At 73.3% G+C, this 21,020-nt stretch carries 14 protein-coding genes; 4 read left to right on the top strand and 10 right to left on the bottom strand.

Features of this window, described 5'->3' with window-relative positions:
• Positions 1 to 34: 34 nt before the first annotated feature.
• The 3 genes from LUM46_RS04780 to LUM46_RS04790 form a co-directional block, all read right to left on the bottom strand.
• Entirely contained in the window at positions 35 to 1,459 is a 1,425-nt protein-coding gene (locus tag LUM46_RS04780) for an Nramp family divalent metal transporter (RefSeq protein ID WP_274992597.1), read from the bottom strand.
• Positions 1,460 to 1,526: 67 nt separating this feature from the next.
• Positions 1,527 to 3,002, bottom strand: a complete 1,476-nt coding sequence (locus LUM46_RS04785) for a serine hydrolase domain-containing protein (RefSeq protein ID WP_274992598.1) — start codon at positions 3,000 to 3,002, stop codon at positions 1,527 to 1,529.
• A gap of 336 nt (positions 3,003 to 3,338) precedes the next feature.
• Positions 3,339 to 3,776 (bottom strand): MarR family winged helix-turn-helix transcriptional regulator, encoded by a 438-nt coding sequence (locus tag LUM46_RS04790; protein WP_274992599.1) that lies wholly within the window; start codon positions 3,774 to 3,776, stop codon positions 3,339 to 3,341.
• A gap of 179 nt (positions 3,777 to 3,955) precedes the next feature.
• Between LUM46_RS04790 and LUM46_RS04795 the strand changes: the two genes are divergently transcribed.
• Entirely contained in the window at positions 3,956 to 4,663 is a 708-nt protein-coding gene (locus LUM46_RS04795) for an alpha/beta fold hydrolase (RefSeq protein ID WP_274992600.1), read from the top strand.
• A 73-nt stretch (positions 4,664 to 4,736) separates the two neighbouring features.
• Here LUM46_RS04795 and recD read toward each other — a convergent pair whose 3' ends face one another.
• The 3 genes from recD to recC are packed head-to-tail and all read right to left on the bottom strand — an operon-like array spanning position 4,737 to position 13,284.
• A complete protein-coding gene (recD, locus tag LUM46_RS04800; protein WP_274992601.1) occupies positions 4,737 to 6,593 on the bottom strand; it encodes an exodeoxyribonuclease V subunit alpha in 1,857 nt (618 codons plus the stop codon).
• Positions 6,590 to 9,913, bottom strand: a complete 3,324-nt coding sequence (locus LUM46_RS04805) for a UvrD-helicase domain-containing protein (protein WP_274992602.1) — start codon at positions 9,911 to 9,913, stop codon at positions 6,590 to 6,592. Before LUM46_RS04805 ends, recD begins: the two co-directional genes overlap by 4 nt.
• A complete protein-coding gene (recC, locus tag LUM46_RS04810) occupies positions 9,913 to 13,284 on the bottom strand; it encodes an exodeoxyribonuclease V subunit gamma (RefSeq protein ID WP_274992603.1) in 3,372 nt (1,123 codons plus the stop codon). Before recC ends, LUM46_RS04805 begins: the two co-directional genes overlap by 1 nt.
• A 29-nt stretch (positions 13,285 to 13,313) precedes the next feature.
• Here recC and LUM46_RS04815 point away from each other — a divergent pair, with 29 nt between their 5' ends.
• On the top strand, positions 13,314 to 13,697 hold the full coding sequence (locus LUM46_RS04815; protein WP_274992604.1) for a hypothetical protein: 384 nt from the start codon (positions 13,314 to 13,316) through the stop codon (positions 13,695 to 13,697).
• 25 nt (positions 13,698 to 13,722) lie between these two features.
• Here LUM46_RS04815 and LUM46_RS04820 read toward each other — a convergent pair whose 3' ends face one another.
• The 4 genes from LUM46_RS04820 to LUM46_RS04835 form a co-directional block, all read right to left on the bottom strand.
• Positions 13,723 to 15,786, bottom strand: a complete 2,064-nt coding sequence (locus LUM46_RS04820) for a CocE/NonD family hydrolase (RefSeq protein ID WP_274992606.1) — start codon at positions 15,784 to 15,786, stop codon at positions 13,723 to 13,725.
• Complete coding sequence (locus LUM46_RS04825; RefSeq protein ID WP_274992607.1) at positions 15,783 to 17,102, bottom strand: ATP-grasp domain-containing protein; 1,320 nt, start codon at positions 17,100 to 17,102, stop codon at positions 15,783 to 15,785. Before LUM46_RS04825 ends, LUM46_RS04820 begins: the two co-directional genes overlap by 4 nt.
• Positions 17,103 to 17,195: 93 nt before the next feature.
• Positions 17,196 to 19,361: a DEAD/DEAH box helicase gene (locus LUM46_RS04830; RefSeq protein WP_274992608.1), complete on the bottom strand. Its 2,166-nt coding sequence runs from the start codon at positions 19,359 to 19,361 to the stop codon at positions 17,196 to 17,198.
• A gap of 459 nt (positions 19,362 to 19,820) precedes the next feature.
• Entirely contained in the window at positions 19,821 to 20,243 is a 423-nt protein-coding gene (locus LUM46_RS04835; RefSeq protein WP_274992611.1) for a hypothetical protein, read from the bottom strand.
• A gap of 1 nt (position 20,244) precedes the next feature.
• On the opposite strand from LUM46_RS04835, the gene LUM46_RS04840 reads away from it, so the two are divergent.
• Both LUM46_RS04840 and LUM46_RS04845 read left to right on the top strand, forming a co-directional pair.
• A complete protein-coding gene (locus LUM46_RS04840) occupies positions 20,245 to 20,598 on the top strand; it encodes a winged helix-turn-helix transcriptional regulator (protein ID WP_274992613.1) in 354 nt (117 codons plus the stop codon).
• 65 nt (positions 20,599 to 20,663) lie between these two features.
• Complete coding sequence (locus tag LUM46_RS04845; RefSeq protein ID WP_274992615.1) at positions 20,664 to 20,909, top strand: hypothetical protein; 246 nt, start codon at positions 20,664 to 20,666, stop codon at positions 20,907 to 20,909.
• Positions 20,910 to 21,020: the final 111 nt, after the last annotated feature.

Consider the following 21,020-nt stretch of genomic DNA (forward strand, 5'->3'; position numbering starts at 1 on the left):
CCGCTCTCTCAACCCGCTACGGCCAGCCCGTCGCTCAGCCCGTCACCGTGGTGACGACGGAGTAGATCCCGAGACCCATGATCGCGACGGCGCTGACGATCAGGGCGACGCGGATGAAGCCCCCTCCGCGCAGATCCGGTTCGACGAGGCTGCGCAGGTAGAGCGCGGCGACCGCCACGGCGGCCAGGAAGATGCCTCCCGCGATGCCGCCGACCATGATCATCACCAGCGGCGAGCTGATCCAGAGGAAGGTCAGCAGCCACACGATCGGCAGGACGACGATGAAGACCCGCATCCACCGGTTGCGTGCCCGGCTGTCGGCCCAGTCGAAGACGCCGACGATGGATAAAGCGTTGGCCCAGGAGCGCGACCACGACGGGATCGCCGCCCAGATCGTCGACCCGAGGGCCGCCAGCGCGCCGATCAGGAAGACGACGCGGCCGGTCTCGCCGAAGACGCCGGCGAAGGTCTCGGACAGCGTGCGGATTATCTCGTTGCCCTCGGGCACCAGGCCCTGCGGGTGCAGGACCGCGGCCCCGAGGACGTAGAACGCCGCGGTCGAGATCGTGTAGACCACCCAGGAGACGATCGCGTCCTTCTGCATGACCGCAATCCAGCCGCGTGCACGCCGCCGGTACGCCTCGGAGCCGTCGTTCGGCCCGGACCACCGGGCGTAGCCCTTCTCGAGGCACCAGTAGGTGTAGGCGGTGATCTCCTCGGACGCGACGCCGGTCAGGCCGAACATCGTCAGGGCGATCCCGAGCGCCCCGACGGGCAGCTGGAAGCTGAGCCCGGAGCCCAGGTCGGCAACCGAGTACGAGAAGTCGCTGAACGGCAGCGCGACCACCACGAGGACCGTGACGGCGACGAACGCCATGGTCAGGAAGGTGGCGACGTTCTCGATCAGCCCGTAACGGTTCGCGATCAGGGTGGCGATCGCGACGGCCGTCACGACGACCGCCCAGATCGCCATGGCGCCCGCCGAGAGCGGCCCGAGACCGAGGGGCATCAGGATCGACAGGGCCGCGGCCATGCCGCCGATCAGGCCCCCGGTCTGGATCAGCTTGCTGACCGCCATCAGCGCCCACATCAGCAGGACCCAGCTGACCCGCCCCATCCGGGGTGGGACGCGGTTGTAGCCCTCCATGCCGCCCTCGCCGGTGACGATGGCATAGCGCGCCATCTCCACCTGGACGGCCACCTTGACGACGGTCGAGACGAACACCAGCCAGAGCAGCACGAAGCCCGCCTGGGCGCCGAGCGAGGTCGCGGTGATGAGCTCGCCCGCACCGACGACGGACGCGGAGACGATCAGCCCGGGCCCGAAGAACTTCGAGGAGGCCCGCCAGCCGACGGGCGGTTCCTTCACCGCCGCGGCATCCAGGGTGTACGGGTCGCCCTGGACGAAGCGCTGCGGGGGTGTGTTCTGGACGTCGGAGGGAGGTGTGGGTGCTGTCAACGGTGGCTCCTGGTCGTGACGTGGCCCCGGGTGAGCCGAGGGCGCCCAGCACCTTACCCCTGTGTTTTCACCCGCGACGGTGCGGGGCCACGGAGCGGTCCGAAGGCCCCGTATGCCGCCATCGGACGGTGCGCACCGCGATGAGCACGACGCCGATCACCCCGGCGACGAGCACGAGCGTCGTCGCGGCCGGCCACAACCCGAACGCGTCCACGGGCGTGGCCGGGTTGTCGCGGCCCGCCGTCAGACCGAGAAAGAGGATCCCCGCCAGGACCGGCATGACGGCCTGCGGGAGCTGACGCAGCACGAACCGCCACCCCGGGAAGCCCACCCGCGCGTCGGCCCACCGCCGGCTGCGCAGGACGCCACGGACCCCGAGCACGATCACGAGCACGGTGAGCCCGGCGAGCGTCAGGTCGATAATCGTCGCGGTCGGCACCCCCGGATCGGCCGACCGCCCCTCGGTGAGCTCGATGAGACCCGTGCTGATCTCGAACGGGTGCTGGAAGGTCGGCGTGTAGCTGTCGAGCAGGACCACCACCCCGTACCCGCTCGACGGTACGAGGTCGACGCGTGCGCTCCACCGGGTCAGGGAACCGTCGTGCCCCACCCGCGCCGGATCGGCGGTGGACGTGTGCTGCCACCCGAGCCCGTACGTCCCGGCGTTCGTCTGCACGGTGTGGGACTCCTCCACGAGATCCGCCGAGAGCAGCCGTTCGCCGTCCGCCGTGGTCCCGCCCCGTTGCTGCATCGCCAGCCAGCTGGTCATGTCGCGCGCGGTGCTGACCACTCCCCCGGAGCCGACGACATTGCCCGCCATCTCGGGGATCCGCAGGCTCGTCCCGTAGGCCGTCACATGACCCTCGTCGAACACCTCCGAGCCGCCGGCGGTGAAGAACGAGCGGGTGTCGTGCATGCCGAGCGGGGCGAAGACCTCGTCGCGCAGATAGACGTCGAACGCCTCCCCCGACACGACCTCGACCAGGTACGCCAGGGTCCAGTAGTTCAGGTTGCTGTACCGGTACGCGTCCCCCGGGTCCGATGCAACGGTCAGCTGCGCGATGTGCCCGACGTCGGCGGCGAGGTCACCGGTGGCGGGCACGATCATCGGGTTCGGCAGGCCGGACGTGTGGTCGAGCAGCATCCGCACGGTGATGTCAGCAGGGTCGGTCCCGCCCACGGAGAACGACGGCAGGTAGTCCGTGACGGGCCCGTCCAGGTCCACCAGCCCGCGGTCCACGAGCTGGAGGACGGCGAACGCGGTGATGGACTTGGACACCGAGGCCACGGGCATCGGGGTGTCGGCCGAGACACCGCCCGCGCCGCCGACCGTCACCACCTCGCTGTCCTGGACCACCGCGTAGGCGGCCCCGGGCAGTCCGTGACGCTGGACGTAGTCGCTGACGTAGGCGGCCGCCTCCTCGTCGAGCGCGGAGACCTCGTCAGCGCTCGCCCGAGCCGGCACGGACCAGGCCGCGACCAGCAGTGAGACAGCGAGCACAGCGAGCAGACGACGGACCCAGGGCGGAGGGACGAGAGGCACGCGGCCAACCTACTGTGTCCGGCTCAGGAGACCGCGGCCGGCTGCGCCGAGCGGCCGAGCCCACGTCGCACGCCGGCACCTGAACGACCGAGGCCATCCGCGAGGCATGGGCGGCCCCGTGAGGGCCTCGATGTCACCGACGCGGTCAGACCCGCAGGGCGTGATGCACCGCCATAGTCGCCGCTCGCCGCCCGAGTTGTACGGTTTCGGCCCCTGGACATGAGCGACCGACCCCGACCGAGGACCATCGTGGTCATGTGTTCGGTCCTTATCGGCGAGAGCCGACACTGGGTGTCTGTCACCGTCGCCTCAGATGATGAGCGCGCGAACCGCCATCTATCCAGCAGACCGCGGGCGATTCCCTACGGCCCGCGCGATGCGGTCCAGATCAGCTCCAAGGCGGGCCCAATCGAGGTCGCCTACCGTGGCCTCCAGGTCCGCGACCCAATCGCGGTGGGCGCGCTGGATCGCCGCTAGCGCACTCTTTCCGGCTGCTGTCGTGACGAGGAACCGGGACCGCCGATGACGCGGGTTGTCCTCGTAGCGCGCCAGGCCAGCCTCGACCAGATCGTCGGCGACACGCTGGACGCTCTGTCGCTGGAGCCCGAGCCGGCGGGCGATGTCCGGAACGGTGGCGCGATCACCGGCGACCTGGAGGATCATGCGCCGGGAATGCGTCTGACCCGCCGCTGCGGACACTCGCTCCCCGGCGTCACGCAGGAGACGGTTCACCTCGAAGATGGCATGCAGAGTTCCGTCGGCATCGGCGTTCACGAAAACCTCCTTTGACAGCAAACTGTCATGCTTCTACAGTGGCGATGTGACAGCATGCTACCAACTCCTCGTGGGTCCGCTCGGGTCTGCCGAGGCGGGGTTCGAGTCGCCCCGAAGCCGTCTCAGGAAGACGTGATGGCCGACCTGACCGACTTCATCAACCGCGTAGGAGCAGACACATGACCGCGAACAGACCCATCGTCCTCATCGGAGGTGCCGGACTGGGCCCTTGGGCCTGGGAACGCGTCGCACCGATCCTGAACGACCACGGACTCCGCACGATGACGCCACAGCTGCGCACCACGGGAGACGACGCGACGCCTGCGGCCGCCGTCGGGCTGGACGACTGGGTAGAAGACGTCAGCGGAGCCCTCACCGGCCATCCGGATGCCACGCTCGTCGCCCACTCGTTCGCCGGCTACGTCGCGGCAGCGGTGCTCGAGAGGCGACCGCACAGCATCCGCCAGCTCGTTCTCATCGATGCCGTCCTGCCGCAGCCAGGCAAGTCGTGGTTCGACGTCATGGGTTCCGGCGTCACCGCGTTCATGACGAGCCTGGCCCACGAAGGGTCGGTCCCGTGGTTCTCCCGAGAGCAGCTCGACCAGCTCTACCCGGACAACAGCATCAGCGACGCCGACTTCGCGTGGATGCAGCAGCACCTGACCGCGCAGCCGATCGGCACCTACACACAACCTGCGATCAACAAGCCCCTGAACGCGACAGACGCGTCCGTGGCCTACGTGCGCTGCCTCCGGACCAGCCCTCCGGCCGCTGACGTGTCGGCGGAACAGCTCGGCTGGCGCTACCGCACGCTCGACGCCGGCCACTGGCCGATGATCACCAACCCGGCCGAGACGGCGCACGTCATCATGGATCTGGCCGCGTGATGACAGGCGAACACCTGCCATGCGCGGGGCACAGCCGGTATACCCGAGCGGGAAACCCGCCGGCCAGCCCGGCTCAGCCCCGCAACCGCGCCGCCAGCCCCGTCGCCCGCCGCGCCCGCCGGTCGACGGCCGCACGCACCGCGTCCGGTGTGCCGACGACCCGCACCCGGCGCCGCGCCCGCGTGACCGCCGTGTAGAACAGCTCGCGCGTCAGCAGCGGTGACGTGACGTCCGGCAGCAGCACCGTCACGGCCTCGGCCTGGCTGCCCTGGCTCTTGTGCACCGTCATGGCGTGCAGCGTCTCGACGTCGCCGAGCCGGGAGACCGCGAACGACGCGCCGCCGTCGAGGTGGGCGCGCAGGTTCTCGCCCTCGGCGACCACCACGCCGGTGTCACCGTTGAACAGCCCCAGACCGTAGTCGTTGGCGGTGATCAGCACGGGCCGCCCCGGGTACCACCGGGCACCGACCGCGGCGCCGAGGTAGGCACCCGAGGCTTCGCCCAGCCAGCGTTCGACCTGCTGGTTCCAGTGCTCGACCCCCCACGGGCCCTCGCGGTGGGCGCACAGCAGCCGGTGCCGCTCGGCAGCGGCCAGCGCCCCGGCCGCGTCCCCGGCCAGCGCCAGGCCGCGCACGTCGAGGGCGTGCCGCGTGAGCTCGTCCTGGAGGTGGGCGAGCCCGGCCGCGTCGTCGGGGTGCACGAGCTCCACGGCACCCTCGCCCTCCGTCAGGACCGCGAGCACCGCTTCCGGGTCCCCACCCTGGATCGCCGCGGCGAGCCGCGTGATCGCGGTGCTCTCCGAACGGTGGTCCGTGACCAGGGCGGCCACCGCGTCGGCGTCGCGCTCCCCGAGCCCGGTGACGAGGTCCGCGAGGACGGCACCGGCCTCGACGGACGCGAGCTGGTCGGGGTCGCCCACGAGCACGAGCCGCGCGTCCGGGCGCACGGCCTCCAGGAGCCGGGCCATGAGCGTGAGCGAGACCATCGACGTCTCGTCGACGACGACGACGTCGTACGGCAGACGGTTGGAGCGGTCGTGCCGGAACCGGGTGCTCGACCCGGGACGCCGGCCGAGCAGCCGGTGCAGGGTGCCCGCCCGCAGCCCGGCGAGCCGGCGCCGGTCGTCCGCGGTCAGCTCGGGGCCGCCGACCTCCGGCGGGGCGCCGAGCGCGTCGGCCACCGCCTGCTGCAGGCGCGCGGCCGCCTTCCCGGTGGGCGCCGCGAGCGCGATGCGCACGCGCCGTCCGGCGGTGCGCTCGGCCTGTTCCGCCAGCAGCGCGAGCACACCGGTCACGGTCGTCGTCTTGCCGCGTCCGGGCCCACCGGTGAGCACCGTGGTGCGGCGGCGGGAGATGGACAACGCCGCGGCGCGCTGCTCGGCGTACGCGTCGCCGGGGAACAGCCGAGCGGCGCTCTGCTCCAGCAGCGGCTCGTCGACGTCGGGCGCCGGGACCGCGAGGCGCGCGACCACGTCGTCCCGTACCTGCTGCTCCTCGCGCCAGTACCGGTCGAGGTAGAGCAGGCCGAGGTCGGCCCGCACCACCGAACGGACCGCGAGCGGGCTGGCCGCGACACGGTCCAGCCAGCCCTCGGCCGCCGGCCAGGGCAGTAGGTCAGGCTCGGTGCCGGTCCCGCCCTGGACGGCGGGGACGACGGCGGGGGCAGCGGCAGCGCCGGACGAGCCGGTGCCGAACGCGTCCAGGTCCACGCAGACCGACCCCTGCCGCACGGCGCGTACCGCGAGCGCGACCGCGAGGCGCACGGTCTCGTCGTCCTCGCCGACGATGTCGGCGGTGCGGCATGCGACATGGACGTCGGCGGCCGTGAGCACGCCGGCCTCGTTGAAGGTGCGCAGCAGCCCGGTCGCGCCGAGGGCGAGGCGGGCGTCGTACGGGTCGTCACCGGTCCAGCGCTCGATCGCGGTCGTCATGCGACCTCCCGGCCCGGCGCGGTGTCTGCCCCGGCGGCGCCCGCGGCGCCGTCGAGCAGGTCCGACAGCGCGAGCACGAGCGACGTCGGCGTCCGCCACGAGAACACGCCCGCGGGGCTGCCGTCCGCGTCGGGGGTGTCCGGCCCCGCCATGCCGCGCACGAACAGGTAGAGCGCCCCGCCCAGGTGGGTGTCGGGGTCGTAGCCGGGGAGCCGCCAGCGCAGGTAGCGGTGCAGCACGGCGCCGTACAGCAGCGCCTGGAGCGGGTAGTGCGAGTGCAGCATGGCCTCGGCCATGCGGGTCCGCGAGTAGTCGGCCACGGCGGGGCCGAGGAAGTTCGTCTTGTAGTCGACGACGAGGAAGCGCCCGGTCGGCAGCCGCAGGACCGCGTCGATCGAGCCGGTGAGATACCCCCGCAGCGGCTGGTCCCCGAGGGCCGGCTGCTCGAGGAGTTCCGCGTAGGCGGCGAGCGGATCGTCGGCGGGCAGGTGCGCACGCACCAGCGGGGCCAGGTCACCCAACCGCGCCTCGCGCGGGCCGGGGCCTCGCAGGTCTCCCCCGCTCAGCGGCAGCTCGAAGGTCAGCTCGCGCAGCCGGTCCGGCAGGCCGATCTCGCCGAGCGTGCGGCCGTCGGCCAGCGGTCCGAGCGGTGTGTGGTGCAGCGGGACGAGCGCGTCCGCGAGCGCCACGGGGTCCGCCGGCACGGGCCACCAGCGCAGCTGGTCCATGACGTGCTCGAGCAGCTCGGCGCGGAGGTCGGGCGCGTGCGGGTCGGCGTGCTCCAGCACCGCGTGCACGAGCGACCCGAAGGCGGCGCCCCGGGGCAGGTCGGCCAGGGGTGACGCCGCGACGGACGCGACGGGTTCCTCGACGTCGGGCCCGGGCGTCGCGGGCTCGTCGTCGGTGCCGCCGGTCTCGGGCTCGCTGCCCACGGAGGGGACGTCGGCGGCGGTCTGGACGAGGCCGCTGTAGGACGTGCGCCGCCACGTGGTGTCGACCGCGCGGTGGAGCTCGCGGACCCCGAACGGCGGGTGCGGGTCCGCCGGCGCCGGTGCGGACGCCGCTGCCGGGACCGCGAGCTCGGCCGTGGGTCCGCCGAGCGCCTGGAGCGCGCGCAGCACGCCGGTGACGTAGTCGTCGTCCTTGACCGGCTGCGTGCCCGGCACCTCCCGCGTACCGGGCACGCGGCCGAACACCAGGCGGTGCAGGCCACTGGTCGGGGTGCTCGACGTCGGCACCCACCAGGCCACGACCTGCGACTGCGCGCGGGTCAGCGCGACGTAGAGCTTGCGCAGCTCCTCGCCGTCCGCCTCCGCGCGGTGCGCGGCGCAGTGGGCGTCCCAGTGCGCGCCGGAGCCGGACACGTCGATGGTCCGTGCGCCGTGCTCGTCGTGGTACAGCGCCGTGTCGACCGGGCGCGCGTAGTTGTCGTAGGCGAACGGCAGGTACACCACGGGGTACTGCAGACCCTTGCTGCCGTGCACGGTGACGATCTGCACGGCCGCGGCGTCGGAGTCGAGGCGGCGGGGCCGCTCGGTGGCGCCGCTGCGCCGCCGCTCGTCGCGGAACCAGGCGACCAGGGCGGTCAGCCCGAGCGACTCGGTGACGCTCAGCTCGTGCAGCAGCTGGCCCAGGTGGCGCACGTCGGTCAGCAGGCGTTCGCCCTCCGCCCGGGCGAGCAGGCGGCCGCTGAGGCCCTGCTCCTCCGCGACCTCCAGGAGCGCGGCGATGCCCCGGTGGCGCGCCAGGAGCGCCCAGCCGTGCAGGATGTCGGCGTCGCGCGCGGTCACGTCCTCGCCACCGGCGTCGAGGTCGGCGGGGGTGCGTCCGAGGAAGCACGTCAGCGCCGCGGCGCGCACCAGGCCGGACCGGTGGGGTGACTCCAGCGCCTCCAGCAGGGTCAGCCACTCGTCGGCGGCCGGCGTGGCGAACACGTCCCCGCCCGCCATGACCGCCGCGACGCCGCGCTCGGCGAGCGCGTCCTGCACCAGGCGGCCGTGGGCCCGGATCGACACGAGGACGGCGACGTCGCCGGCCGCCAGGGGGCGTCCGTCCCACGTCGCGCCGGAGGCGAGCAGGCCGGCGACGTCGGCCGCGAGGTCGGCCGCCACGTGCTCGCGCGCCGGGGCGGCCTTGACGAGGCCCTTGTACTGGGGCAGCCCGTCGCGGAGCACCTGCCGCAGGCGCACCGGCGCGGGGTGCGGCGCACCGGACAGCCGGCTGCCCGCCCGCTCGGCGGTCACCGGGTGCACCACGATCTCCTCGTGACCGAGCGCCGCGTTCCGCAGGACCACGCCGAGCGTGTCGACCAGCGGGGCGTCCGAACGCCAGTTGGTGCCGAGCGTCGCACGCGTGGTGGCGCCCCGGGCGGCGTCGAGGTAGGCCACGACGTCGCCGCCACGGAACGCGTAGATCGCCTGCTTGGGGTCACCGACCAGCACCAGGGCCTGCGCCCGGTCCGCGCCGAAGGCCCGCTCCAGCACCTGCCACTGCACGGGGTCGGTGTCCTGGAACTCGTCGACCAGCACGACCTTCCAGCGGTCCCGCATCCGCGCACCGACGGCGGTGCCGCCGTCGGCCGACGCCGGGTCGAGCGTGTCGGCGAGGCGGCCGAGCAGGTCGTCGTAGGACAGGATCCCGAGTCGCCGCTTGCGGCGCTCCATCTCGGCCCGCACCTCCCGCGCGAAGGCGACGCGCGCCGAGCCGACGGCGTCGTCCGGGTCGGCGTCGGCGAGCGCGGCACGCGGGTCCTCGACGGCGTCCCGGGCGACCTCGAGGGCGCGGGCCCGGTCGAACGGGGGCGGCTGCTCGGCGTTCCCGTACCAGCGCAGGTACAGGTCGTCGACGACCTCGACGGTGAGCTCCGCCAGGGAGTCGACCAGCTCGGCTCCGGGCTCGGTGTCCCCCGCGACACCCAGCGAGCGCAGCACCAGCTGGCAGAACTGGTGGATCGTCGCGATGGTGGCGTGGTCGAACGTGGCCAGGGCGTCGGCCAGCCGGCGGTGCCGGGCGACCCGCTCGGCGTCGTCGACGTCGAGCAGCGCCGCGAGGACGGCGTCCACCGGGCCGGTCTCGCGGCCCGCGAGTGCGGCGGCGAACGTGCGCTCGGCCCGCAGCAGGGCGCCACGCACCCGGTCGCGCAGCTCCTGGGTCGCGGCCCGGCCGAAGGTCACGACGAGCATCTCGTCGAGCGGTACGACGCCCTCGGCGACGTACCTGGTCACGAGCGCGCCGATCGCGAAGGTCTTGCCGGTGCCCGCGCTCGCCTCCAGCAGGGCGGTCCCCCGCGGCAGCGGTCCGGTCAGGTCGAAGACGTCCATCAGTCGCTGAACCTCTCGTTCTGCAGGAGCGGGCTCCACACGCGCATCGCCAGGGCGCCGAGGCGGGTCGTCTCCCCGGGGTGCTCCTCGCCCGGCCGGGGCTCCTGCCCGGTCGCGGGCAGCGGAGCGCCGGACCCGTGGACGCGCACGTGCTCGGGATCGGCGGACTCGCCCTCCAGGCGCCCGCCGACCCATTTCTGCCACTGCTGCCCCGCCCGGAACCGCGCCTCGCCGGGGTCGCCACCGGTCCGGCGCGCCTCGGCGTAGGCCAGCGACGCCTTCACCGGCAGCGGCAGGGGCTCGGTCAGCCCGCGGTCGCGCAGCGCGACCAGGTCGCGCAGCAGGTCGACCGCCGTATGGTCGAGCGGCCCCAGCCGCGACCCCTGCCACGTCCCCCGCGACCGGGGGTTCGCGGGCCGGCCGAGCGTGTAGGCGACCCAGGGGCGGTCGTCGTCGGACGCCGCGAGCGCCAGCAGCCGGATCCAGGACTGCAGGCGGTGCCTGCCGCCGAGCCTGCTGTACGACACCGCGATCGGGCGGTCGCCGTGCACGCCTGGCACGGTGCCGCGCAGGCTGCGCCCGTCGCCCAGGTCGACGTCGACGTCCACGGCTCGCGCAGGGCTCGCGCGCAGCCCTCCTGCGGCCTCGGCGAGCGGTCCCACCTCGTCGGCGATGCCGCGCAGGAGGCGCCAGCCCAGGCGCCCCGGCGGCAGCTGCCCGCGCCGCCACTCCTTCTGGACGGCGTCGGTGAGCGGGGCGCCGGACAGGACATCGTGCAGGACCCGCTCCCCCACGGCCCAGCGACCCAGCCCGTCGAGCTCGACGGGCAGGCCGTCGTCGAGGGGTTCCTCCGCCCAGGCCCTGCCGACGTCGAGGCGCTGGGTGAGGAACCCGCGTGCCGGAGAGCGGTAGAACGCGAGCAGGTCGTCGAGCGGGACGACGCCGTCGTCCGTGGGCGCGGGCTCCGGGAGCGGCGAGGCCAGGAACGGTGCCGCCGGAGCACGTGTGCCGGCCGCTGCGCGGGCACCGGTCAGGGCCGCGCGGTCGAACGTGAAGGCGGACCCGGGCACGAGGGCTCCCGGCTCGACGTTGCGCCGGTCGAACGGCTGCAGGGGGTGCCGGACGGTCACGGCACCGGACACCGGGCGCCCGTCGGGCGTGCGCGCCGTCTCGTCGAGCGCGTCGACCAGCTCGCCGAGCGGAACGGCGGGGGGCCGCTCCTGGCCCGAGTACTCGTCGGCGCCGCTGTAGGTGACCACGAGGGTCTCGGTGGCGGCGAGGATCGCGTCGAGGAACAGCTGCCGGTCCTCGCTCCGGGGGTCGCGCTCGCCCGTCCGCGGGTCGCGCGCCAGGACGTCGTCGCCGTCGGTGGCGCCGACGCGCGGGAACACGCCGTCGTCGAGACCCAGCAGGGCGACGACGCGGTGCGGCACGGACCGCATCGGCACGAGCGTGGCGACCGTCAGCGTGCCGGTGCGGAAGTTCGCCCGGGTCGGGCGGCCCGCCACCCGGTCGGCGAGCAGCGCCCGCACGTCCGGCAGCCGCAGGACCACCGCCGGGTCGGCCGCGTCGCCGCGCACCCGGGCGAGCTCGCGCCGCACCTGGGCGAGCTGCCACGCGTCGGTGGTCGGTACGGCGGTGAGGGCCGCGACGCCGTCCTCGAGCACGGTGAGCCAGTGACCGAGCGGATGCTCGCCGACGAGCGCGTCGGTGACGTCGCGCAGCCGCTCCACGAGCTCGGTCAGCCGGCCGACGAGCTCGGCCTGCCCGCTGCCGACGTCGTCGAGCGGCAGGGTGCGGTCCAGCCAGGTGCCCGTGTCGTCCGACATCGCGACCCCCGCCAGCAGGCGGTCCACGCCCGCCTGCCAGGTGCCCGACCCGTAGTCGGCCAGGCCGAAGCCGGCGCGGTGCTCGGCGTCGAAGCCCCACCGCACGCCGGTCTCGCGCGCCCACCGGGCGAGCTGGTCCAGGTCGTCGTCGCGGAACCCGAAGCGGCGGCGCACGGGTTCCGCGTGGGCCAGGTCCACGACGTCGCGCACCCCCGCCCGCCCGCCGGCGAGATCCAGGAGGCGCGCGACGACCGCGAGCAGCGGGTTGGTCCGGTCCAGCGCCCGGTCCGCGAGCCGCACGCGCAGGCCGTGCGCAGGGTGCCCGTGCGGCCCGACGACGTCGGCCAGGCCGAAGGCCGCGGCGACCAGGGGCGCGTAGGTCTCGATGTCGGGGCACATGACGAGGACGTCGCGCGGCTCCAGCGACGGGTCGTCGGCCAGCAGACCGACCAGCACGTCGCGCAGCACCTCGACCTGGCGTGCCGGGCCGTGGCAGGCGTGCACCTGGACCGAACGGTCGGCGGGGTCCAGCAGGCGGGCGTGCGCATCGCCGACGGCGTCGGCCCGCAGGTCGTGCTGGAGCATCCCCAGGAGGGTGGAGGGCTGCGTGCCGACGTCGTCGGCGACCGAGGCATCCCGCAGATCGACGGCGGACAGAGTGCGCTGGAGCTCACGGGTGTCGCGGCCGAGCGTGGCCAGGAGCCGGTGCCCGACGCGTTCGTGGGAGCGGTCGGCCGCCCGGTCGACGGGCCCGCCGAGATCCGCGAGCGCCGACCAGAGCCGGGCCGAGGGGTGCGGCAGCCACAGGTGCACGTCGCGGTGCCGGCCGAGCGCGCCGACCAGCTCGACCTCGCTCGCGGCCAGGCGCGTGTGGCCGAACAGGGACAGGCGCCCCGGCAGGTCGAACGCATCCGGCTCGGTGCGCAGCCGCTCGACGACGGCCGCGTGCCGCAGGTGCGGCGGTTCGGCGTCGACCCGCTCGGCCGTCGCCCGCCACAAGGGCGGCTGCCACGCGAGGTCCGCGGGGACCGGGCGCCCGCACCCGTCGGTGTCCCGGCCCGCGACCCAGTCGGCGACGAGAGCCGGCCGCTGGGTGGCGTAGCCGGCGAAGAGCCGGGCCAGGCGGCGCGCGACGGCGAACCGTCGGCCGCGGCGCAGGTCGCCCTCCTCCCCCGGCATGCCGTGGCCCAGGTGCTGGGCGAGCAGCGCCGCCCACGGCGCGTCGAGGCTCTCGTCGATCGCCGTCAGCAGGGGCCAGGTCAGGGCCTCCGGCGCCCACGGGTCGTCGTCCCGGGTGCCCGTGACGTCGGCGAACAACGACGCCGGCGAGCGCAGGTCGACGCCGGCGCACACCCCGTCGTCGCGCCCGGGGGCGGCGCCGAGCCGGTGGCTGAGCCGCTGCGCGAGCCAGCGTTCGACGCCGCGGGCCGGCACGACGACGACCTCGGTGGCGAACGGGTCCTCCAGCGGCGCCGCCAGCAGGTCCCCCAACCCCTGGACGAGCAGGTCCGTGCGCGACGCACGATGGAGGACGACAGCCATGGCGCCAAGGTATCGCCACAATGGTGGCCATGCCGCAGAACAAGCACATGACCGCTCTCGCCACGTTCGTCATCGCCGCCCTGACGACGGCCACCTGGTGGACCCTCGGCCGGGACACGACCCGTGAGGTCGACGCCGCGACCGGGAACGTCTCCGGGCCCTACGAGGCGCCTCAGGTGATCGCGTGCGTCGTCGTGCTCGTCGGACTGGTGGTGGTCGGTTCCGTGGTGCTCCCGGCATGGCTCGCGGTGCTCGCGGTCAGCCTGCCCTTCACGGCGGCCTGGACCCTCCACGCCGCGTCGAACGACGACTCCGGGCTGTGGGCGGTCGGGGCGATCCTCGTGCTGGTCGGCACGCTGGTGGGCGCCACGATCGTCGCCGCGGTCACGCGCGCCCTGGTCCGCAACCGGTGAGGACCCCGCCCAGGGACCAGCCGCGTCAGACCAGGTCCCGGGCGATCCGCCGTTGCCAGTTCTGCGAGTAGACGCGCGGGTCCCCCTGTGCCTCGTCCAGCTCGTACGCATCGAGCTGCGCGTTGATCAGGAAGTCGGTCGCCGTGCACGTCAGGACGGTGCGCGTGACCACCTCCACGCGCCAGTCGTCGCCGTTCTCCAGCCGGCGGACCGTACGGGTCTCGCCGCGTACGGAGGTCACGTCGTTCCACCGGAAGCTGTACCACTCGCGGGTGTCGCGGTGGATCACCGTGCCGGTGTCCTCGATCCGGAAGACGCCCTGGTCGTTGACGATCGCCAGCGTCGAGACATCCGTCGCGAGATCTCGCGTGACCCGCCACGAGTGCTCACCGGTGGCGAGCACCGTCGTCTCGTCCTCCTCGGCCGCCTCCGGCTCCCCGAAGGGGCGCAGGTCCTCGTCCTCGGGGCGGGGGCGGCGGACCGGCAGGTGCAGGGCGCTGCTGCCGGTGGTGATCGTCACGGTCGCCGGCTCGGGGGCTGGCCAGACCAGCGGCCAGTACGACGTCGAGACCGAGACCCGCAGCCGGTGCCCGGCGGGCAGGGACTGGGCGATGCCGTTGAGCTGGACCGTCACCGGGTAGGTGCGGTCGGGCTCGAGCGGCTGCGGGTGCTCGCTGCCGTCGCGGTGCGTCAGGTTCAGCACCCCGTAGGTCACGCGGGTGGCCTCCCCGTCCGGGGCGACGTCGGACAGCCGGACGGCGAGCTGTGCCACCGGACGGTCCGACGAGACCTCGAGCGCGACGCAGGGCAGCCCCAGGAGCTCCAGGGGCTCGGCGAGCGGCTCCGTCTCGAACACGAGGGCGCCGCCGTCCTCCTCCCGCTGGTCGTACGGCAGGTCGGGCACCGCCGAGTAGGAGGCCCACTTGCCGGCGAACATCCCGACGCTGAGGGGCGAGCGCAGGCTCACCTGCTGCTCGCCGGCCTCGTCCTGCTCCAGTGCCACGTGACCGCCGCCCACCGGCGACAGGTGGTGGGGTGTGAACCGGTACTCCCGGTCCTCGACCCCGGGCGCCGGCCAGCTCGGTTCGGCCACCCAGCGGCCGGGCCGGTCCTCGTAGGAGGCGCTGGGCGGGACGCTGTCCTGCATCCACGCGCGCAGCATCGGCTCGTCCTCGAGGCCGGTGTCGACCCCCTTGAGCCAGTGGTCCCACCAGCGCACCACCTCCTGGAGAAAGCCGATGGGCGGTCCCGGCACGCCGAGGTGGGGGTAGCGGTGACCCCACGGGCCGATCAGCCCCTTGCGGGGGACGTCGAGGTTCTCCAGGAGCCGGAAGATGGCGTTGGTGTAGCCGTCCGCCCAGCCGCCGACGGCCATCACCGGGCACCGCACCCGGGAGTAGTCCTCGCAGACCGACGCCGGCTTCCAGTAGTCGTCGCGGCGCTGGTGCTGCAACCAGGTGTCCAACCACAGCCCGCTGCCCTCGAGCCGTTCGTGCCACATCTCGCGCCAGCGGTCGCCGACGACGGCGGGGTCGGGCGGCAGGCTGTTGAACGCGAACATCACCGTCGCCTCCGACAGGTTGTCCGCGAGCAGGCAGCCGCCCATGTAGTGCATGTTGTCGACGTACAGGTCGTCGGTGGCCGACGCGCTGACGACCGCCTTGAGCGCGGGCGGCGCTCCGGCGGCCACCTGGAGGCTGTTGAAGCCGCCCCACGAGATGCCCATCATTCCCACGTTGCCGTCGCACCACGGCTGCTCCGCCAGCCAGGCGATCACGTCCTCGGCGTCGTGGAGCTCCTGCTCGCGGTACTCGTCCACCAGCACGCCGTCGGAGTCGCCGCTGCCGCGCAGGTCGACCCGCACGCAGACGTACCCGTGCCCGGCGATGTACGGGTGGTTGTGCGCGTCCCGGCCGCGCGTGGCGTCCCGTTTGCGGTAAGGGATGTACTCCACGACGGCGGGGACGGGGTGCGTCGCGGCGTCGACCGGTGCCCACATCCGCGCGGCCACGTGCTGGCCGTCGCGCAACGGGATGAACAGGTTCTCGACGGTCTCGACCTCGTGCGGCAGGTCGGTGGCTGTCCTCATCCAGGGGCCTCCTCGGTGACGGGTTCGAGCTCGAAGGGCAGCATGTCCACCGCCTGGCGGAACCGGGCGGCGAGCTGGTCGTGGTCGTCGGCTCCCAGGTAGACGCTGCCCAGCTTGAAGCGGTAGCTGTCCTGGTGCGGCAGGTCGGAGAGCCGGTCGCCGGGTGACACCTGCAGGGTGACCTTCGTGCCCGGCAGCACCCGCTCGAGGGCGGCAAGCTCGTTCTCCCCGGGGACGCCGCGCACGACCGCATCGGCGTCGTGGAAGATGTGCCACTGGCCGGCGACCGCGAACGAGCCCTCCCCGCGCGGCATATGAGGCACCTCGCCCAGCGCGACGTCGATGGCCACCTCGTGGTTGGACGTGCCGTCGACCTTGAGGAAGAGCTCGGTGTGGGACTGCGAGATGCGCGTGTTCACCTCGATGAGCCGCAGGCGGTCCGTCTCCGGGTCCCACATGTACTCGACGTTGAAGGCCCCGTCGTCGTACCCGATGTGCCGCAGGAACCGCTCCGCGGTGTCGACCATCCGCTCCTGCACCTCCGCCGGGACCGTCACCGCGGGATAGTCCAGGTGGTCGATGCTGTGCCCGGACGGGTCCTTGTGCATGTCGACGATGCCGTGCACGCTGAACCTGCCCTGCGCGACCACGCCCTCGGGGGCGGCCTGGGTCCCCGTGATGATCTCCTCGGCGAGGCAGGTGTTCCCGTCCGCCCCGCGGACGCTCTCCGGGAGGTCCACCCGGCTCAGCACCTGGTTGAAGGCGTCGCCGACGTCGGTGATCTCCGCCCGGATCTCCTCCAGGGCCGCCTCGAACTCCTCCTTGTCGTGGATCTCGAAGCCCAGGTTCGACGAGTGCGCCTTGACCGGCTTCACCCAGAACGGGTAGGGCAGCCGTACCTGGTCCAGGGCGTCGTCGGCGAACGGGTCGAACGCGGTGAACCCCGGGACCACCTCGGGGACCGACTGCTGCTGCTCCAGCCGGCTCCAGTACTTGTGCTCGCACTTGAGCATGCTCGTCACGGACGGGGCGGGGATGCCGTGCTCGTGGGACAGGATGGGCGCCAGCAGCGAGCTCGGGAAGTCCCAGTGGCACACGATGGCGTCGATGGGACCTGAGAAGCCGGCGAGCTCGGCGCGCGCCTTGTCCAGCAGTGCGTCGAAGTCGTAGTTCGTGTCACGGACGAGCGTCTCGTAGTCGAGCAGCGAGTGGAACTGGTAGCGCGCGGCGTGCCGCATGCTCTCCAGCTCCTCCCGCTGCAGGCCGGTCATGCCGAGCACGAAGACGTTGCGAGTCGTACTGTCGGATTTGCTCATATTGTTGAGGCAACCACGAGCTTCACCCCCTCGCAACGAGGCATGCCACCGGCGACCGTCCGGTGGGAACCCAGGTGGGTCGGTCCGGTCGGCTCAGGCGGTGCCCTCGGCGGCGAGCGCGTCGGTGAGCAGCGCGACGAGAGCCTCGAGCTGGACGTCCGTGGACGACGCGGTGTCATCGTCGCCTGCCCCGTCCAGCGCCCTCGCGGCCAGACCGGACTTGCTGTCGATCAGCTCGGCGATCTTCGAGTCGATGGTCTGCGCCGCGATGACACGCCAGGCGGTGACGGGCTCGGCCTGGCCGATCCGGTGGATCCGGTCGATGGCCTGGGTCTGCTCGGCGTGGGTCCAGGACAGCTCGGCCAGGACCAGGTTGGAGGCCACCTGGAGGTTCAGTCCGACTCCGGCGGCCGTCAGCGAGCACACCACGATCGACACGTCGGGGTCGTCCGTGAACGCGGCGATGCTCTTCTCGCGCGCCTTGGGCGTCTGGTCGCCGCGGATCGAGGTGTAGCCGATGCCGCGGTCGGCGAAGGTCTGCTCGGCCTGGTCCATCACGTCGACGTGCTTGGCGAAGAACACGACCTTGCCGACGTTCCGGGCCAGCTGTGCGGCGTAGTCGGCGGCCAGCCCCGCCTTGGCCTGGCCGATCCGGCGGACCATGGTGAACACGTTCTCGCCCTTGGCCTTCGAGCTCGAGTCCTTCAGCTCGGCCGCCGCCACCCGGCGCGCGAGGTCGAGGTCCACACCGTCCGTGACGACGTCGTCCACGACGGAGCTCTCGGCACGCGCCTGCACGGCGGACCGATAGCGGTCCACCAGACGGCGCGCGAGCGCTGCCTCGGCAGCGCGGATCGAGCGGCCCGCGGCACCGTCGAGCTCGACCGGCAGGTCCGCCACCCGGCGGGCCGGGATGTCGGCGACCACGTCGGCCTTGCGACGGCGGACGATGCCCATGTCGATCACGCTCGTCCTCGCGGCAGGGTAGAACCCGGGGTCGGCCGGGGTGAGCCCGGTGTCCTCGAGGGCGGCCAGCAGCGGGCCGAGCGGCTTCTCGTCGTCGATCCAGCCGAGGAACTGCCAGATCGCCCGGAAGTCCTCGATGTCGTTGATCAACGGGGTTCCGGTGAGCGCCATCAGGAGCGGCCGGGCGGTCCTGGCCCGGATCCGCTCGGAGACGGCGAGCACGTGCTGGGAGCGCTGGGAGCCCTTGTTCTTGATGAAGTGCGCCTCGTCGACGATCATGCCGCGGAAGCCGAGATCGCCGAGCCAGCCGACGTGCCGGTCCAGGACCTCGTAGTTGACGATCACGACGTCCGCGAACCCGTCGACCCGCTCGCCGTCACCGTGGACCACCGTCGGCCGCCGGTTCGGCGTCCACATCCCGACCTCCTGCGCCCAGTTCGTCTTGACCACGTTGGGCGCGACGACCAGCAGAGGGTAGGCGTCCGCCGCCTGCGCGGCGAGCAGGGCCTGGGCGGTCTTGCCGAGCCCTGGCTCGTCGGCGAGCAGGAACGTGCGATGCCCGCGGGCCGTGGCCTCGACGACCTCGGCCTGGTGGGGCATCAGCTTCCGGCCGCGGGGAGCCGACACCGACCGGGCAGCAGGCAGCGGCATGCACGCGGGCGCGCCGGGACCGGCATGCTCGAAGGACCGGAAGAGCGGCTCGAGCAGCTCCCAGCCGGCCAGTCGGCGGACGCGCGGAGCCTGCCGCTCGGCGGCGGCCTGGAAGTCCGGGGCGAGGAACGGGTTCGCCAGCTGGCGCGAGATCACCGAGCGGGGCACCACCCGCTTCTCGGCGCCGGGGGCCGGGGCGGCCGGCGGGGCCGGCGGAGGCTCTTCGGGCGGCTCCATCCCGGCGGTGCGCAGCAGGGTCGCCTTGAAGGCGCGCGCCGCGTCGGAGACCCGGGCGTCCTCGGCGAGCAGCTCGAGCAGCGAGGTGTCCCGGGCGGCGATCCTCGCCAGCAGCGTCCCCACCCCGTCGAGACGCTTGAGCTGCTGAGCCCGCTGGGGCTCGGACAGCTCGCCGTCGGCCCGCACCCGGTTCCGCTCCTCCCGCATGAGGAGCGCCACGACCTGGAACTTCGTGCGCACCGCCGGGCGCGTCGGCGGTCGGCGCACGGCGCCGTCGACCTCGCGCGCGACCTCCGCGAGCACGGGGATGATCCCTTGCTCGGCGGGCCGCGGGGCGGCGCGACGGCGCTGGCCGCCGGACCCCGTCCGTGCGCGACCGGACCGGCGTTGTCCTGCTCGGGCCACATCTACTCCTTCGCTGCATCCGTACGCGATCCGTACGCGCCGGCGGCGCTACGCGCCGTTCCACACCCCCGCGCCCCGACCGTTCGGCCGTCGGCGACCGGTCCACCGGCCGACCCGTCGGACGACGACGGAGCAGCCCGGGCCGGGGTGCTCCGACCGGCCGCCGGTTCACCGCGCAGGGTCCCTGCCGGTACCGCCCACGGCCCTGCGCAGACGCCGATGGTGACACGCCGTCGGGCGCTTCCGTGAACACGGGCGAGATTCGGCCCCGCGATGGCGGTCCCCGCAGGCGGCCTGCGGGTGCGTAGCCCTGGCGGGCCGAGTCGTTCCGGGTGTCGTTCCGGTTTTGTCCGGTTCCCGAGCTGGTGGGCACGGCAACCGGTGTGTGGTCGGACTCTACCCCGCGTCCGCGCATCGGGGATGCTGAGCAGCAGTGGGAGGGCGTCGAGCGAGCGATGCTCAGCGCCGGATCCGGCGGTCCACGGCGACCCAGTTCGTCTCCCATGTCGTCCCGCCGTCGGCCGAGAACGCCTGCTCGAACCGCGCCTCGTCCTTGCTCACCTGGTCGACGAGGAACCGCACCTTGATCGGACGGTCACCGAGCTCGTCGTCGCCGTAGAACTCACCGACTCCATCGCGGAAACCGCCGTACACGGCCGGCGTGAGCAGCCCGTCGCGCAGGTTGACGAAGGTCAGGCTCCACCGCTGCGCCTGCGGCTCGTACAGCCTCAGGTTGAGCGCTTCGATACGGCCGTCCGGCCCCGACACGTCAAGCTCGACGACGTTGGCCCGCCGGTCCGCGAGCGGCCGCACGGTGCTGGTGCCGGAGAACCGGAGCCACTCGTCCGGGGACTCCGAGAGCGGGTCGGCAAGGACCCGCACGGTGGTGCGCCAGGTGCCGATCTCCCAGTCGAAGATCGGCGGGAAGTGGAAGCTGACGCTGCTCTACTGGCTCGCCCACGGCGAGTCCCACTTCGCCGGCCTGCGTCGCAGAGGTGCGCCCATCACGGCCAAGGTGCTGGCCGAACAGCTCCGCGAGCTCGAGGCCGACGGGCTCGTCGAACGGGTGGTGACCGGACCTGTCCCCGCACCCGTCATCTACCGGCTCACCCCGTACGGGGCCACCGTCCTGCCCGTCGTCGAAGGAGTGCGGGTGTGGGGCGAGGCGCACCTGCGGCGCACCGACGGAGCTGCCCCGTCCGATCCGGCGATGGGCTGCGCCGGCGCGATCACGTAGGACGGCCACGTCGTGGCGGTCCGCTGACGCGGCGTCCCGCCGGCGAAGTCCGGCATGCTGTACCCATGCCGAAGACCTTGCCCTCGGGCCCCACGGTGATCACCGACGACAGTGAAGTGCGCTTCATCGCCGGGACCGACCAGTTCGCGATCCGTCTCAAGGACGGGCACCTGCACGTGCGCGCCATCGACACCGGCGGCAGCGAGGCCCAGCTCGCCGTGATCCCGACGTCACGCAGCACCGTCAACCTGCAGATCGAGCATCGCGGGGCACCCGGCCCGGTGGCGGTGGAAGGGCCGACGCTGCGCTGAGTCAGCCGCGCTCCAGGACGGGGACGACCGCGCCCTCGACGAGCCAATGGCGCGCCCCGGCTCTCTCGAGCCACGCGGTGCGGTCGCCGGCCAGGCTCGCCGTCACCGAAC

Origin of the sequence: Promicromonospora iranensis (assembly GCF_028994805.1) — a bacterium.
In the GTDB taxonomy this organism is placed as follows: Bacteria; Actinomycetota; Actinomycetes; order Actinomycetales; family Cellulomonadaceae; genus Promicromonospora; species Promicromonospora iranensis.

What these genes read in the sequence shown, in the direction of transcription:
- LUM46_RS04795 (WP_274992600.1), top strand. Translation starts at nt 3,956, where the DNA reads ATGACCGCGAACAGACCCATCGTCCTCATCGGAGGTGCCGGACTGGGC.
- recD (WP_274992601.1), bottom strand. Translation starts at nt 6,593, where the DNA reads ATGACGACCGCGATCGAGCGCTGGACCGGTGACGACCCGTACGACGCC.
- LUM46_RS04805 (WP_274992602.1), bottom strand. Translation starts at nt 9,913, where the DNA reads ATGGACGTCTTCGACCTGACCGGACCGCTGCCGCGGGGGACCGCCCTG.
- recC (WP_274992603.1), bottom strand. Translation starts at nt 13,284, where the DNA reads ATGGCTGTCGTCCTCCATCGTGCGTCGCGCACGGACCTGCTCGTCCAG.
- LUM46_RS04815 (WP_274992604.1), top strand. Translation starts at nt 13,314, where the DNA reads ATGCCGCAGAACAAGCACATGACCGCTCTCGCCACGTTCGTCATCGCC.
- LUM46_RS04820 (WP_274992606.1), bottom strand. Translation starts at nt 15,786, where the DNA reads ATGAGGACAGCCACCGACCTGCCGCACGAGGTCGAGACCGTCGAGAAC.
- LUM46_RS04825 (WP_274992607.1), bottom strand. Translation starts at nt 17,102, where the DNA reads ATGAGCAAATCCGACAGTACGACTCGCAACGTCTTCGTGCTCGGCATG.
- LUM46_RS04845 (WP_274992615.1), top strand. Translation starts at nt 20,664, where the DNA reads ATGCCGAAGACCTTGCCCTCGGGCCCCACGGTGATCACCGACGACAGT.